This is a genomic window from Arthrobacter sp. TMN-49, from assembly GCF_054511095.1.
The window spans coordinates 17,680-34,444 of the sequence record NZ_JBTNDH010000035.1 but is presented as its reverse complement, the minus strand read 5'-3'; the positions used below and the strand labels follow the sequence as shown (position 1 = coordinate 34,444).

General features: G+C 57.7%; 4 protein-coding genes. All 4 read right to left on the bottom strand.

Features of this window, described 5'->3' with window-relative positions; all coding sequences use genetic code 11:
- Window positions 1-220 precede the first annotated feature (220 nt).
- The 4 genes from ACX80E_RS14315 to ACX80E_RS14300 are packed head-to-tail and all read right to left on the bottom strand — an operon-like array spanning window position 221 to window position 16,489.
- Entirely contained in the window at window positions 221-2,482 is a 2,262-nt protein-coding gene (locus tag ACX80E_RS14315) for a 3'-5' exonuclease (protein WP_459302690.1), read from the bottom strand.
- Window positions 2,482-8,868: a DEAD/DEAH box helicase gene (locus ACX80E_RS14310; RefSeq protein ID WP_459302688.1), complete on the bottom strand. Its 6,387-nt coding sequence runs from the start codon at window positions 8,866-8,868 to the stop codon at window positions 2,482-2,484. Before ACX80E_RS14310 ends, ACX80E_RS14315 begins: the two co-directional genes overlap by 1 nt.
- Window positions 8,868-13,592 carry a DNA methyltransferase gene (locus ACX80E_RS14305; protein ID WP_459302687.1) on the bottom strand — a complete coding sequence of 1,575 codons (4,725 nt, stop codon included), beginning with the start codon at window positions 13,590-13,592 and terminating at the stop codon, window positions 8,868-8,870. Before ACX80E_RS14305 ends, ACX80E_RS14310 begins: the two co-directional genes overlap by 1 nt.
- A 2-nt stretch (window positions 13,593-13,594) precedes the next feature.
- Complete coding sequence (locus tag ACX80E_RS14300) at window positions 13,595-16,489, bottom strand: helicase-related protein (protein ID WP_459302686.1); 2,895 nt, start codon at window positions 16,487-16,489, stop codon at window positions 13,595-13,597.
- Between the last annotated feature and the right edge of the window lie 276 nt (window positions 16,490-16,765).

Sequence of the window (16,765 nt, the reverse complement as noted above, 5' to 3'; positions counted from 1 at the left end):
GCCAGGATGCCTACAGCGATGTCCGCCCGATCCGAAAACGACAACGCCCTACGCCCCACCAGCAACTCCTCTATTCAACCAACTTGTTGCTTCGAGGGTATGACACCGCCCGGTCATCCGAGATGTTTACCTCGTGGATGCGGGTTCCAAGACCCCGCCATGGATTTTTTGGTGGCGAGGGCCCCGATTCGCAAGGGAGTCCCATCGCCTTCGGTGGAGTTTACTTATCCACACCCGCCCAGAGCCAAGGCGTGTGAACCTCGAATATTCCGAGCAACCCCGACGGCTCACCACTCCACGTCACCAGCAGTTCATCGCGTGCACGTGTAGCCGCCACGTAGAGCAGTGACCGTTCTCGCAGCAGTGCTTCGTCCAGTTCAGACGCGGCAAGATTTTGCAGAGCTGCCTTCTGCGGCAACGAAGAATCACTGACGCCCATCAAGATGACCTTGGAGAACTCCAAGCCCTTGGCAGCATGCATAGTCAACACCACGGGATCTCCAGAGGAGACGGTGACTGCTGAAGTTCGCGCGTGGATGCCCCGTTCCTGCAGGCCAGCAACCACCTGGTTGACTTGGTATTTCGCACGGACCAAGATTCCAATGGCTGTGTCGGACACGCCCCAACGATTGATGGCCTCAGCGGCAGCATCCAGTTCGGTAGCAAATGAAGATACTCCCTGGCGTACAGGAACGGGACCACTTCGTGCGGAACGATACTTTCCAGATTCCTCCGGAGCATCCTCAAGGTCCACGAACGGAGCGCCTGTCAATAGCCCAACAGCAAAGGCGAGGTTCTCGGCCGTGGTGCGGTAGTTCAAGGTCAGGCGCTTTGAGCGGCCCACAATCTTGATGCCAAACCTCGAGAGAGGGACTTTCTGCCCATAAATCCGTTGGTGGGAATCCTCTGCAATGAATAGGTCATCGGGCCCTTCGGCCACGAGCGCACGAAGCAACAGCCAATGGCCGGCGTGGAAGTCCTGAGCCTCGTCAACAATGACATGGTCGGCCGGCCGGTCCCCACCCGAAGCTGCTCGAATATTAAGGACAGCAGCGGCGAGAGCGGCGATTTCAGCGTAGCTGAGCTTGTCGTCCATGCGGTTTGCTCGGCGATAGGACTCAACAATCTTCCACACAGCAATTCGCTTGGGTCGCGTCAAAGCAGTGCCACGACCAAGGCGCGACGCCTTCAGGTATTCATCCCTGCTGGTCACCGAATTGGCGAGGACAACAGCAATGTACTCCTCCGAGAGGAACGTGGAGTTGGCCAACGCCGGTTCCAAACCATGCTCCACCGAAGCGGCGGCCGCTTGCCAGTCATCAGATTCGGGCCGCTTGGTACCGACCAAGTGCGCGACACCCAGCACTTGCTCCAAAGCCCCTGTTCGTTCGGTGACCGAACCGTCGTTGAGCACTGCCAAAGCAACGGCATCGATCCCCGCAACATGAATCCCGGGGTCACCAAGCTTCGTTGCGACAGCCAGGGAAGCATCAAGTTTGGCGACACTGGATCCCAGCGACTTCGCCAAGGTAGTGGTGAAGGTAGTCAGCAGGACCCGAGCAGCAGGTGCTGAAGTGGTCAGGTTCTTGGCACGATGAACAGCCACGACAGTTTTGCCCGTACCCGCACCACCCGACAACCGAAACGAGCCATTGCGTGAGTTTTCCGCATAGGCGCGCTGGGCCGGGTGGAGGAAGGTCCGCCACGCCTCAAAGTCACCGGATTCGATAGCGTCCCGGAGCTCCTGGGGATTCTCACCAATGAACGCAAATTGAATTTTGGAGGCAGGATGGTTCAGCGCCTCAAGAACCTTCTCATCCTCGGACTTACTCGTATCCTCCAGATAGGTGCCAAGGCCCAGCTCCTCCTTGACCTCAGCTAGGGATTTTCCGGCTTCGAGATCCAGAAGAGCAATTCCCTGCCAGTCCGGAGCATTATCAACGACGACGGCGAACTGGGCCAGGTTGCTAGCGTCAAGGGCGGCATGAGCTACTCGGGGATCGATGCCGGGGTCGTTCGTTAGGTACTCGACTGTGTAGCCGGCACTGACTAGTCCATTGGCCCAGGTGGGTGCAGTCGGTTCGGCCGGTACTGCCGAGTCCTTAGCGGGGCCAGCCGGTGGAGCGAAAGCATCCTGTTCTGCCAGATCGGGCGCCGTCGCCTGGATCAGTTCCAACACACCGTTGATGGGGTTGACCTGAAGCACGGTCGATCGTGCGATCGCGATGGCCTTGTCATGCGGCCACGTGCCCATATAGACATAGTGAGGCTCCGCCCCACCCTCCAGACGGAACAATACGGCCCGGAAATTCAAGTCAACCCGCCCCGTTCGGGCACGCTTGTCTAAGGGCTTCTGCATTGGCTCAATATGCAGGCCGGGGGAGGCATCGTTTTCCTGAAGTTTATACAGGAAGTCGTACACCTTGCCCTTCATGGAAGTGTCGAGCTTGTCCTTGCTCTTGGTCATTGTCACCGTGGCCATTAGAGAGTCTCCTTCTGCTCAGATTCAATGAAGATTTGGGTAATGTCCTCGATATTGGGCGCTGCGATGGTCCAGCCTGCGGCAATGAATGGTGCAGGATCTTCACCGTCCAGGAGGACACCGATTTTCCGATCCGCCCAGCCGATCGATACGACGCTTCCGTCGCTCAGCTCCAACCCCAGTTCGGGGACGGCTATGTTGGCCAGGAGTGCCATTTCCTGCAGAAGCGGCAGTTCCTCATCAGTAGCCATATCCAGGATTTCCTGCCATTCAGAACTCACGGATTCTTCGGCATGACTGCCATGACTGCCAGAGAAAACGACCTCAATATCAGGAGTTGCAGCGATCAAGTCAGCGGTACCTATTGTGAGGCCCGTCCGCTTGAATGCCATCAAGTTGGATAAGCGAAGCCATTCTCGCCAGGACTTTTCGTGACTGCCGGATCCAACAGCCGCTGGGCGGTCGTCCAGAAGCAGGGATACAACAAAACCCTTGGCGTCCATGGACCTTGCTCCCGCGGACAGAACTAGAGGGCCTCTGCCGTATTGCCAGCAGTTGTCGGTGCCGGCTACAACGTCCTGCGGCTCCGACATCAGGTAAGCAGTGGCCCGTTCACCCACGCTTTCGATAGACGATTTGAAGGGCCGGTCCATGAGCATCATCGGAACAACTTCAGAAAAGTGCTGCCAGTCTTCCGTCACTGGATTGTTGATCCAGCTCCACAACTGGCTCATGGCATCCATACTTACCAATTCCAGCAGCGCAGGTTTGAGGCTAAAGCGTGCTTGGATCTTTTGCACGCGAGAGGCTTCGTACCACTCAGGAACATCGCTAGCCGGGCCGGTACCGTCTGAGGATCCAAAAGTGTTGACATCGGCCCAAGTAATCGCCCAAGGGATGATCCCAGCTTCGCGCAAGGCAGTGCGCTTCGATGCATCATCGGCAATCCGGTTGTGCTCCGGCGAGGCGTGATATTTATGCCCATCCGTGTAGATTGCAATCTTCGGAATGGACGGGTCCTGGGACCACAACGTGAAGTCGGGCCGGGTTCCAAGAACATCTTCTTGTGGCGTCAATGACCACCGTGCGCGGCCACCGGGCAGCCTGAACACCACGGTGTCACCCCAGATGCCCGGAGTCACCGTGGCCTGGGCGCCAACGTTTTCCAAGCGCTTCATCAGTGCCCGGCGGAACTTCTGTTCCAGGTGAGATTCGGGATCGCTGTTAACTGCTGGCTCCACGGTGGTGGTCTTCCACATCTCGAAGTCCGGCACCTGGGTGTCGTCCGCTGGGACAGCCCCGCTGAACAAAATCTCCGCCAAGAGGCGTTGGGCAGCCACGCGGGATACTTTGTCGGTCATCCACGACGGCGCAAAGGGCAACAAACAGTTATGGCAGGCTAGCCGCTCTTCGCTTTGACAGCTGCAGTTCTTCACAATCTGCCACGCTGCGTGCAAGAGCGTCCAGACCTTTTCAGGCTCAGCGAATTCAGCAAGGTAGCCGGTGCCACCAGGAACCTTGTCATGTAGCAACAGACTCACGGCGACCTCGCCACCGGGCTGTGGCTCGTTGATTTTCACGATGTCGATGTGGTCGGGGGTGCCTCCCAATACTTCGCGCAGGCCCAGCAAAAGGGCCGCCGTCAGACTGGGAAGGGCAAAGTCATCGCCAATGACAGCTGCGAGAGGCAGCCGCAATGCCACACCCTGCGTGGACAGGGTACGGGCCAGCGCCACTTCTCGCACGTTCTCTTCGCTAGCTTTGCGGTACTTGCACCAGAAACGGTGCTCGTGCGGGTTGTTCTCCTTGGCGTTCTGGTCCAATTGGCCGCAGTACGAACACACCCGGAACATCGGGGTCTTGATATCCTCGCCAGCTACCGTGCGTGTGGAGGCGTTGGCCGCCGAACGGCCCATGTTGAGCCAGCGAATCTCCGTGCGTCGGAGATACTTCGCGCCAAAATCGATACCGTCAAGATACCACTGGCGAGTGACATGCTGCGGATCAATATCCGCCGCAGTGGCCACATTGAACAGTTCCTTCACCCGATTGTCGGAGCGGTCGCCGATGCTCGCCTCGTCACGGTTGACTTCGGCAGAAACTTTCTTGAGCACAACGACGTCATACGTCTGACTGACATCGGCTATCGCCGTGGTGGAACAACGCGCGCACGCTGCCACGGGACCGGTAGCGTCCACTGTCGTGTTGGCCCAACCGCATTGGGGACACATTTGCCACTTCTGAACGTGGCTCTGCTGCGGGCCGAGGTCGACGGCGTCGATCTTCACTTGCAGCCCCTGCGCGTAGAAAGTGGCTCCCGGAGCCAACTCAGTCAAGGCGATCGATGCGCCGCGCTGGTATCCGACGCTCTCAGTAATGAAGGCGTTGGTGTCTATGTCGCGCCAGCTCACGCCAACGTCCAGGCTGACGGAATCATCCAGCAGCGTGTAGTTGGGCAGCACGCCGTATTCTTCCAGCACGGAGATCCAGTACTCGCCCTTGAGGTCGTGCAGTTGACGGGCGAGCATTTTCAGCGTGGCATAGGCGGTCTTGGGGGATTGCACATCGTCTGCTGTGGCGGCGGTGGAAAGCGCTTTTGCCTCCAGCTCCGGCAATTGAGCATCAATTTCCTTGCGGCGTGCCTCAAGTTCTTCCACATCTTGGGACCAGAGCCGCGCGGCCCTGATGAGATGCCGGGCCATGGATGTGGGCTGACCCGACGACGGCGGTGTGGCCCAGGCACGTAGTGCGTCAATGCTGGCGGTGGCCAGCAAGGAACCGTACTGGGCAAGGAAGTCATCTAGGTAGTCAGCCGCATTGGCGGCAGATTCTTTGATCAGATCGCCTAGGAACGAGCCGTTGACGGCGCTACCGAGTGCCGCCGTCGCCTTGCGAGGATGCGGGCGTCCGGCCTCACGGGCAAAGCGGTCCACCACGTGTGCTGTGTACTGGCGCTGTAGGATCTCCTCAGCGTCCAAGTATGTGGCCGGTGGCCGCACCTCGCCGTTGATGACGGAGAGTGGGTCATGCAGCTTAGGCAGATGTTCGCCACGCCCACGGACGTAGGCCAGCACCAGTGAGTTGCCTGTCAGGCGACCCGCTCTACCGACGCGCTGTAGATACGACGCGACGGATGTGGGCAGCGAAGCCAACATCACGCAAGACAGATCGCCAATATCGATACCCATCTCCAAGGTGGGTGTGGCCACCAGCACGTTGGGAGCTTGGGGATCGGAGCTGCTCGATTTGAATTGTGTTTCGTACTGTAGCCGGGTCTTCTCGTCGAGAAGGGAAGTGTGTTCGCGTGCGACAACACGCTTCATGTCGGGGGAGCTGTACAAGTTGCGGTAGTAGTCCCGCTCAACCGCAGCACGTTGCAGTCTTCCCGGACAGCGAGTGAACATACAAGGGGCCTCAGCCAGCTGATTGACCACCGTCTCAGTACCGGGCGTCAGCGCTTTGCAAACATCACACTGCAGGAAGTTCTTCTTCTCGGCCAACGATTCGGCAGACGGCGCATTGAGGACCACTTTCGACGCGGGGATCGCGAATACTTCTGCCCCGCTTTCGGTGGCCACCGCAGTCAGCGCTCCGCCCTTCTCAAGCTCGCGAAGAAGTGCCCTGGCCAAGAACCCTCCGTCCGCGTTTGAAACACCTAGGCATTGGGCCGCCCAACGGGCATACCAGGAAGAAGTCGGTGTGACGGGATCGAGGTTATCGGATGTCTTAGTGGCGGGACCAATACGGGGGAACGACGGCGCGGGCCGGCCAGTCGGGAAGGCAGGCATGCCCTCTGACTTGCGCCGACCACCCCAGATCTGCCACCGATTACCGTCCTTCTTTACATAGGAGTCCAGCCAATTGTGCTGAATTCCGCCGCGTATACGCATGCGTTCCAGCACGCCGCGGGTCCACCGCAACAAGTCGTCCGTAGATGGAGGAGTGCCGTCAAACGCCATCTGTTGCGCAACAGATTCGACTGCCTTGCGGGCAATGCCTGCTAGTACTGGCGGGGATCCTGCATCGACTTCGGCCACGACGGTACCCGTCATTTCCAACGTCCGGCCCACTCGGCTTTGCAAACCAAATTCTAGTGAGGCGTCAAAGAGCAGGCGGGCAATCGCCCTGGTCTTGGCCTTCCTGACATCTGACGAAACGGACCCGTCCTTCCAGAATGCGCGAAACTGATCACGATCCACATAATCGGGTGCGATCAGTTGATAACGCTCTACGGACGTTTTCGCATTGGCCACCGCAGCGGTGACCAGCTCTTCCAAGGTGGTCTCGCCGTCGAGGGCCGTCCGCAATGCCGCGCGCAACGTCAGGATGTGCGAGCGTGATTGGACGAAGCCAGCGCGATGCGCAGCGTCTTGCACACTGTCTGTGAACACCAACGCCTTCTTCTCGTTGGCATTCAGCCCCTTGGCCCCGAAAAGATTGGAAGTGGTCACCGACAGCATCGTGGCGATGGCACTGCCCAAGAACGAGATTCCGTCCACGTTCTGGCAGGCGGGGCAGGTATCACTCTTGGACTGATCATCAGCTTCAAGGCCGGTGAGCATCAAGACAGGGAGGATCCTGCCTTCCAGCAGATCTGTCCCTTGCATATCCGGAGCGTCGGTAAGGATCTGGCGATTCTTCGCGTCAAACCATCGCAGTCCCTCAACGTCGGGGGTGTCGGCATTGTGCAGTTCAACTTTGTCGGCCTCGTTGGGCGCGTACATCAGGGCGCGGAAGCGACCGTTGCCCGTCATTTTATTCAGACGGATCTTGGAATCATCCAGATCCAGATCGCTGCCCGTGGGCCCGAGGAGTACACCCCAACCCGAGCGGCCGCAGTGCCGGCAATACAACGCTGGCTGATACAACTCATTGTCGCGCTGAACCCCGTCATCGCTCCATCGAAAACGACTGTCGCCGTGGACCAGACGGTCGATCCGAGATAATTCCCGGACCCACAAGTGCACCTCAACGCTCACTGCTGAACGCCCACGGTCGGCGCGGATCTGGCTCAGGAATGAAATGAAATGGCTGAGGAATTCAGTCCGCTCTTCCCATCCCTTTGCGTCAGTGGCTGGAGCGGTGGCCATAAAGATCTTCGTTGCAAGGTCCCGAAGAGCGATCGCCTCGGTTGCGTGTTCCAACAGGGCGCTGGTCAGTGGGTGTGTGCGCGCGGCGTCCAAAAGATCAGAAGGAACCTCCGTGAAGAGCCGCTCTGACAGAACACGGATGACGGCGTCATTCGGCGCACCGCCGTCATCTTGCCGGGCAGCCGCAACCTCGCTGTTGACCTCGGCAACTAGGCTGGCGATCGAAGCTATTGAAAGACCGGTTCCCGATGAGCGTGCAAGCCCCGCCCACTCTTGGGCCCCGAGCCGTGCTTCAGTGACGACGGAATCCTCACCAAAAGGCTCGCCGAAGACAGTCTCCGCAAAGCGGAGCATGGCTTGGGGGTCTCCATTGCCGCCCAACGTTGCCGAAGTGGCAACGGGTGTAGCCCTGCCCAAGGGGCGCTGACGGTCTTCTTCGGTCAAGCCATGTGGAGATTCCGACAGGTCTTCCGGCCAGTAACTCTTCAGCGTCATCCCGAGACGGCGGAGCAGCATGGCTACGTCTGTGCCCTGCGCCCCGTCGTAAGTGTGAAATTCATCCAGCACCAAATACTGCAGTGACCTGGCAGATTGCTGCCACATGGGGGCATCCTCGCTACGGAGTAGCAGCATGTCCAGCATCTTGTAGTTGGTCAGCAAGATGTCCGGTGCCTCGGCCCGGAAAACGTCGCGCTGGTTGATCAAACCCGCGGATGACACCATGGTGCGAGGTTCGTCTTGCTGGCCGGTGTAAATGCCTGCTGTGATGCCTGACAATTCCGAGTGCTCCGAGAGCATCTCAGCCAGGCGCTTAGCCTGATCATTGGCCAAGGCATTCATTGGGTAAAGAATCAGAGCCTTCATGCCGGTGACGCCGTTGAGCTTGGCACGAAGAACATGGTCGATGATGGGGATGAGGAATGATTCTGTCTTACCCGAGCCGGTACCTGTAGTCACCATGGTCGGCAGAGGACGAACGGAATTGTAGTTCGAGCTTGTCAAGACCAAGGAACCTCTCGGCTTCGAACTCAACCGTTTGAACGCCTCCGCCTGGTGACCATAGGGTTCAAACCCCTGGTACCAATCTAAGCAATCTCGCCAACCGTCCTCCGCTTGCTTGAACGGCAGCCGCAGGCGCACGTAAGGTCCCTTGAAGAGACCGTTCTCCGGGTCAGCCAAAAACTCATTGATAGCGCCACGAGCAGCATTGTCCGTGAGAGCAAAAGTGGTGCCCAAGTAGTCGGACAAACCCTTATGCAGGTCGCCGGCCTGGAAGGTTGGCAGAAGCTCAGCCACTAGTCCATCTCCTCCATCAACTTGGTGAAAAGTGCATGGGCTGCACGCATGTCTTCCTCTCGGTCGAACCCCTGGAATGGGAATTCAAACACGTATGAGACGCCGCTTTGAGGGTGAACCCATGTGAGTTGCGCTTCATTCAAATTTTCTCTTTGCTGCCGGAAGGCCTTGTTCATTTCACCCGGCACCTTGCGCCCATTTGCGTCGTAGAGATCATTTTGTTCATACCCCTGCAGCACAGGAAATTGTGTGCGGTATATCGTGCACAGCTCATCGGCGGAAATATTAAGCATAATAGCCACTAAGGCGTCAATTTCAACTTCGGCGAAGCGCCGACTTCTTGCATCACGGAAAGGTGACTCGGCGGTCCATTGAGAACCCATGGAAAATTTCCAAATTTCCGCGTATGCGTCAGACAGGCACACGAGTCTAGCCACTCGTTGGCTAAGTAGCTGCCTCAATGGCCAGTCAACGGGAACCCTTGGCAAGCTGCTGAGCAACGGGAAAAGTATGTCGCTGGACCCGGTTGCTTTGATAAAGAAATCTGCGGGCAAACTAGATAGGACACCAACGAGAGCCAGAAGATTGCCTGCATCCTGCAAGTCGGGAAAAGAGGCGGAATGAAGAGTGAACAGGTGAGCAGGACCTGGAGGGATCACGGTTGCGTGAAGTGTTCGCTTGCTACTAATCGCGGACATTCGTCTCCATGCAAGTCGGTAGAATTTGCGGGACGACAAAGATTTCCCCTCGGAATCCGTCCAGTGGGTGAACGCTGAATCATAGGCCACACCAACTTCTTTCATGCCAGCTCCGGTGGCGTTCTTGCGCTTGACGATCGCAATGTTCTCGAAATCGGGTTGATACATTGTCCGTGGAATGTAGTCTGAAGGCATGGCCTCTAGATCCGTTTCATCCCAATCATTGTTGCTGTTAACCACAGTCCGTGGAATCTTAGAAAACGGAGAAGCAACAGTCAGGTGCGGTCCCTGAAGGATAACCTTTTCCCAAGAATCAGGTTGATCAATTTTAGAATTAAAGTATCCTCTTTTTCTGTCAGTAGTTTCATTCCAGCCCGTTGAAGAATTGAGTCCTAGTTCCCGTATCCGGGGTGCCATTGAAAATTTCTTGAGCACATGTGAACTTTGGACGTTAATTGGATACATCATTCGCGCCTGCGTAGCTGGAGTGCCTGGGCTGTCAAGGATTTTGGCCCACACCTCGAGAACAGTCTCATCCACTCTGATGATGCGTTCGGCATGTGGCCGGGTGTCCCATTCTCCTTCCGGCGTTTTGAGAGCCGGAGGAAGTCCTGATCCATCATGTCCAAATGAACGTTCCACAGTGTCCGGTTGGTACAAAGAAGCGGCCATGAGAAATTCTGGCGAATTACGTTCCGCGCCGTAAATATGAATACCAAAATCCAATTGATCGGTCAGATCTTCAAACAACTTCTTCTTGTTCTTGAACTGCCAATGCCTGCGCAAGCGTCTGTAGGTAATACTGCGAAAAAGGGCGGCCTTTTCTTCTGTAAAGTGAGATTCTGGATGAACTAGTCCCACGCATCCGAGCGTTGTTGACGATCGCCAGGTACGTTCCATGAAGCACCTATAGAGGTCTGGTCTGAGCCCGCTCAGTAATGGGTAGAGCCCGACTGAGGTGAGCTGCGCTCGGACCCCGGCCATTGCAACAGCTTGATTCTGGACAAACTCTGAGTGCACGAGATCCGCTCCGGCCTCGAGAGTCCGCGCCTCGAGTTCAGACCGGCTTGGTTTTGAGGCAAGTTGCCACCAAGGATCGAACTCGGCGTTGATAGATTTTTCATCCCAGTCTGGACGCACCCACGGAGGGTTGCCCACTTGAAGGTCGAAGCCTCCGCGGCCAAAGGCTGAAGCGAAATCGAGTTCCCAGTGGAAGAATCCTTGATTCACAGCAACATGTTGGCAAACCCGTAGCCATGGCGATGAATCGATGACTTGGTCAATTCGACTGGCGCCAGCAAGTATGAGTTCGTTCTCTTCTGCAGCGTTGAGTTCTCTCCAGGTTGCAGCCCCGAAGAGGTTTCCCTGCTCGGGATTGAACCCGTACTTTCTGCTACTTGTTTCGGGCGGGGGAGTTCCGAGAATTCCCTCCAGCCCCTCGATCCACTCGTCGATGGATGGGGGAGTGGCTCCGCCGGTGGCTTTTTCAGTAAGAGGCCAGAACCACAGAGCATTCCAAGCATCCATGACGAGGCGTAGTCGTTGGTAGGCGCCGTTGGGGTCGGCAAGCTTCGCTTCGATCTCGGCGCGGGGCACTGCCTTGGTTTCGACAAGATCCACCAGTGTGACCGGCGGTTTGCCGAAGTAATCGATATCCCTCTTGACTTCAGATTCGGCGACTTCGAGGCGCCGGAGGGCGAACTGCCATAGGACCTCCACGCGGCGGCCAAGATTGACTAGTCTGTCTAGCTGGGACTTGGACGGCTTCGATTTAATCTTGTTACGCCAGGATTTCAGTTCCTTTTGAGCATCTCCAGCAAGGTCCTTTACTTCCTTGGCATCGGCCGCCGCGCCCCATCCTGCTGCAGGGAGCAGGAAGTGGTGGATTCGTCCAACGGTATTGAGATCGTTTGTCTCTTGGATCATTGCCTCGGAGAGGCCCCGCAACGGAGCATCGCTCGGAGCGCTTGTCAGCCAGCTTTTGTCGTTGACTGCTGCACGCGAATAAGTTGCGCGGCGGGCCCCAATGAGGGAGTTGCCGCGGCGTAAATGGAGACCGAACCATGGGGCCTGCAGGCCTGACACCATAGTGTCCAGCCAAAGGGACACTTCGGCCAATTCCACGGCAGTTGAGTTCAGGTCAACACCGTAGACCTGATGCAGCGCGATCTGCGCCTTCACCTTCTGCAGCTCAACGGCATAGTCTTCAGCCGGAATCAGTAAGTCGAGTTCCGCTTGCTTGCGCTTGAGGTATTCATCCGCGATCTGTCTGACAGCTTCAATGGCGAACGCTCCAGAACCCAGGGCGGGCTCGCAGACGGTCAGCTTGAGAATATCGTCGGCAGCAGTTGCCTGTCCGTTTTGATCGAGCAGTTCTTCCAAAGCCTGCGAAACGACAAAACGGGTCAGCACCTCCGGAGTGTAGTAGGAGGCTGACTGTTGGCGTTCGCGTCCTGCCAGACGGAAGACAAATGTCCCCTTTTCGTGGAGGACTGGAACTTGTTCACCCGTCAGATCGTCTTGGGCCATGACGAAATCTTTGCGGGAAATGCCCTCAGCCCGCTCGACCGGGACAACCCACGATCCTTTTGTATCGTCGCCGTCCTTGGCGACCTCGTGGAGAGCTGTTTCAGCGATGAAACCGGTATAGGACATGAGGCCTTCATACACGGCACCAAGTTGGTTCACGCCCAGTTCGGCGTATGAAATAAAGCCCCGGTCCTTGCCCTTTGACTCTTTGCTGAGCAGCAAGTATTGGAGTACTTTTTGGAGCTCGGAGTTACTCAAGCAGACGAGGTCGACATCGAGCATCTTCTTGGGATCAAAGAGATCCGCAGTGAGGCTGTTGAAATGAAGCCCGGGGGCAACCGCGGATGCCGAGGTCTCGACAAGCTCGACCACCGGAGGGATCTCGACAGCTGTGGCATCAGTGGCCCGAGGATGACCCTTGTCTACCAGTCGGAACAGCGTGTTGAGGGATTGATAGATATGAGTACCAGAACGCGCCTGCGCGGAGTTGAGCGTATTGAGGGTCAACTCACGCAGACGGTCTAGGCCGTAGCCTTCGGCGTACTCGCCAGCGCCGGTAGGCAGAACCCCCATCTCGGGAGAAGCTTCGGCATAGAGGAGAAAGAGGATGCGGTACAGGTAGCGCAGAGCCTGTCGCGCCAGTACCTGGCCATCGACTTCGTCGAGGGGGAGTCCCCGTGCTGCCCGGCGCTGAAGCACGTCATTGGCAATGATTTCAATCGAAGCTCTGATGCCTTCGCGTAAGTCCTTGGAAACGCCGACCGTATGCTTGACTGAGCTTTCAAGCACCTGGTTCCACCAGATGGACTCACTGGCATCCGGCAACAGCGATTCGCGTCCAAAGATGGCGAGGACCCGGTCGATCTCTCCGCCGCGTTTCCCATCATTTCGTTCACTGGCTAGCAGCAAGTCGGCCGCCAAGTAACGTCCTTCAGCCCAGCGCTCCCGTTCAGTCAGCAGCAGCCAACGGCCGCCCATGACCACGATGAACTGAGGCGGTGAATCTGTTCGGTAGAGTTCCGATACTAACTTCGGCACGGCCAGATCTGATTCCTTGCCTTCCAGCAAGGTTCGGCCCAGCATGGCGGCCTTGGCAGAGTCCAAAAGATCTTCAACAGACTCAATGGGCGCGGCCTCTAGGAAGAAGACGCCACCATTCTGTGACGTCCACACGTTGGGGACCACAAGCTCGGTGCCAGCGCGCTCGGCGGCGAATGCCGCCGTCGTGCCTTTGTAGCCGAGAGCTTCCCGGACACGCTGGTAGACAGCTGAGGCTTTGGAGGGTTCTTCCAGTAGCTCCGCGAGGTCAACCTGAAGGCGGCCCCTGGAGTGAAGGAAGCCCTTGAGAACGGAATCATGGCCCTCTTTCGCCGCCTCGTCCCACTGCTTGCGCAGTTTCAGTACCTCGGACTGGAACGATTCCTTGGTGGAATCTGTGGTGAAGTAGTGCTCGCTGATCCAGTCTTCGCCGACAACGATGGAATCAAAAGAAGGCATGGTTACTTGGTTCCTTCAACAGGGGTGTTCGTGGGGACGATGACCAGCAGGGGCCGGACGAGGCGCTGCGACGGTGCCAGAGACGCAGCAATGCGCTGTTCCTCTTGGATGCGCTCGCGCTGCTTACTGAGCGACTTACTCATACCGGGCAGGGTGGCTTGCCGCGAATCCTCCTGCCACTGATCCGCGCGGGCCAGCCAGCCGTCGAGGCGTTGCTCGGCTGAGGTTTGGCTGGCGGCAAAGGTTGATTGCAGAGTGGCTTCAGCGGCGTCGACGGCGGCCGGTATCAGACCTTGGAGGTGCTTGATGCCAGCAACAGGACCCGGGTTGATGGCGTTGGCTGTGATGGCTGTTTCCGTCAGATAATCGCCCAAGTTTTCCAAGACGGTTGAGAATGCAAAATCGGAGTTAGCGGCGTCCGGGAAGTCGACGGTGAAGAAGGCTTTCGACACCACCTGCCCTCGTTGGTTCATGAGAGTTCCCATGAGCAGGACGGCTGGGTTTTCGACGTTGCCGCGGACTGCCAGCACCTCGCTGCGGGACAGTGATGCGAGGGCGCGGTCACTGGCCCAGTCCAGGACCGGATGGAGTGGGCCAAGGAAGTGTGCTTCGGGCCAGGTCGTGGCCTTTTCACCCTTACCTGGCTGATTGGATCTGGCGGCCTCGAGCTCCCGCTTGCCGGCGGATGCTGACGTGGCAAGCTTTAGCTTCTTCGTCACCGCCCGTTCCGCAAGATAGGACTGCGGAAGGTAAGCCAGGCGCTGCTGCAGGTCTCGTGGGGGTTCCAGCTCCGCGATGGCGTGTTGCTTGTGGATGGTCCAGCCGACACCGTTGTTGGAAGCAGGAGCTTCTGGAGTTACAAAGGCCTCGCGGAGGGCTTCGTCTAAGTAGTCCAGGTCCGAGGAGTAGAGCCCGACTTGGGCTTCAATCGGGGTCTGGTCGGGAACAGTGTCCGTGCTGCCCAGGCTTTCGAAAAAGGCGTCAAAGTCGTCCTGCTCCGTGACTGACTCAGGTGATCGCAAGACGTCGTCGATGTGCTTCTTTTTTAGCAGGACGTCCCGGATGGCGTCCTCTTCTTTGGTAACGCTGTGGGCGCCCATGAGGGATGCAACATCCTGGAGAACTGTATGGGCCTCTTCTTCACGTTCCAGCAGGCGGGTCAGTACCTTGAGGTCTCCGCGGAACTTACTGTTGTCCGGGTCCAGAAGCAGTGTGGTGATTTGCGGCCTGAACTTCTGGCCATAGCGGTCGATGCGGCCATTGCGCTGCTCCACACGGATCAGGCTCCACGGAATGTCGAAGTGAATCAGGTGGTGGCACTGGGCATGCAAGTTCACACCTTCGGAGGCGACGTCGCCGGTAACGAGGACGCGGATAGGTGAAGACTCCCGCTTGAAGCTGTCGATGATGTCCAGCTGCTCAACATCACTGAGTCCGCCATGCAGAATGGCCACATTCTCGGGTTTCAAGCCAAGGTCTTTTGGAAGCTTGTTTTGAAGCCACTTCAGCGTGGGGACGCGCTCGGCGAAAATCACGGCCCGCATGGTTGAGTTCTTGGCTACGCCGATTTGCTTGAGATAGCCGACTAGCTCCTCGTATTTGGCTGACTTTCCCTCAACGACTTCCTCAGCGTATTTTTGGAGGCGACGCAACGCCTCCGCTTCGTGTGCCTCCCCGGCCAGCGCTCCGCCGTCGACCTTCTTCAACCGCTCCTTCACGGTCTCCACCAGTGCGGCAGGGCTAGAGAGGAAAGCCTTCGCCAAGGTCCACGGGAACAGACCGCCGTTCTGCCCCGAGTAGGGGCTGCTGCCAGCCCGCGGGTAGAGCCAGGTTTCCGCCAGCTCCTCCGCCACAGCGTTCTCCTCCGGGGAAGCCGCGACAAGTCGATTGTCTGGGTCCAGTCGTTCTGCCCAATCTGCGCCTACCTCACTGGCGACCTCGGGGCTGTGACGGTGCCGACGGATGATCAGGTGCTCGATGTCCTTCTGCTCGAATGTTCCATCAGGGCGCACGGCAGTGGGGTCCAACAGGCGGATCAGCTCGGCGAAAGAGTCATTCTTGCCGTTGTGAGGAGTTGCGGATGCCAGGATGAGGGCTTCAGTATTGGGGGCGAGCACCCGCGCCAGTTCATTGTTCTGCGTGCCTGAGTTGGTGAGGTTGTGGGACTCATCGATGACCACGGCGTCCCAGCGGAGCTTCTCCAGGTGGGCGCGGTAGCGGGCGCTCTTGAGGGTGTCGATGGAGATGATGGCGCGCTTGAAGTAAGTGAAAGGGTTGCGTGTGCCTGGCAGGACCTGGCGGACTTTCTGGATGCCTGCAGAGTCCAGCCGGACGAATGGTAAGGCGAAGCGGCACCAGAGCTCATGTTGCATCTGCTCAAGGACATGGCGGGGAGTGACGATCAGGATGCGCTCGCCGCGACCTCGTTTGACCAGTTCACTGAGGATCATGCCGATTTCAAGCGTCTTTCCCAGACCAACAGCGTCGGCAATGAGAATGCGCGGGCGGACGTTGCGACTATCCAAGGCCTTTGCCACAGCCACACGCTGGTAGTTCAATGTGTCGGCAAGCATTCGTGTTGAGACGCCGAGCTTGGGATCGTTGAGAGGGGTTGGCGTCTTCCGGAGCGTGGACTCCAGCCAGAGGCGAGACTTGCGATAGTTGGGGGTATCGTCGGCGACGACCGTGGAGTTTCGGGGGTCGACCACTTCGATCTTGTCCAGGTTTTGGTAGAAAGCCGCCGTTGTATCCCTGACGAGCTCACTGAGGCCTTGAACCCGGACCAGCATGCCGTCTTCCGACATCTCCGCACTGGTGACCAGCCACTCCTCGTCCCGGATATGCACCACCGATCCAGGCGCGACGTTGAGCTCTAGTTCGGGTGCATGTGTGGACAAGCCGTACTCCTGGATCTAAATGGTCCCCCACCCTGGTGCACAGGGCTCCCGTCATTATCTCAGGAGAATCTGGATTGGTCGGCTGGTACTACTGCGCGCCTTGACTACTTCCATCAAAGTTAGGGATTTGAATGGATCTGTTCGTCTGAAACGCTCGGATCGAAGTGGTATCGCCAACGATTCACGTGAATTCAACTCTGCTGATCTGCACGCTCGCCTGGAACTTTCTCTCAGTGGACAGCAGGATGTCGGGTTTGCAACCTCGACTTATGAGTA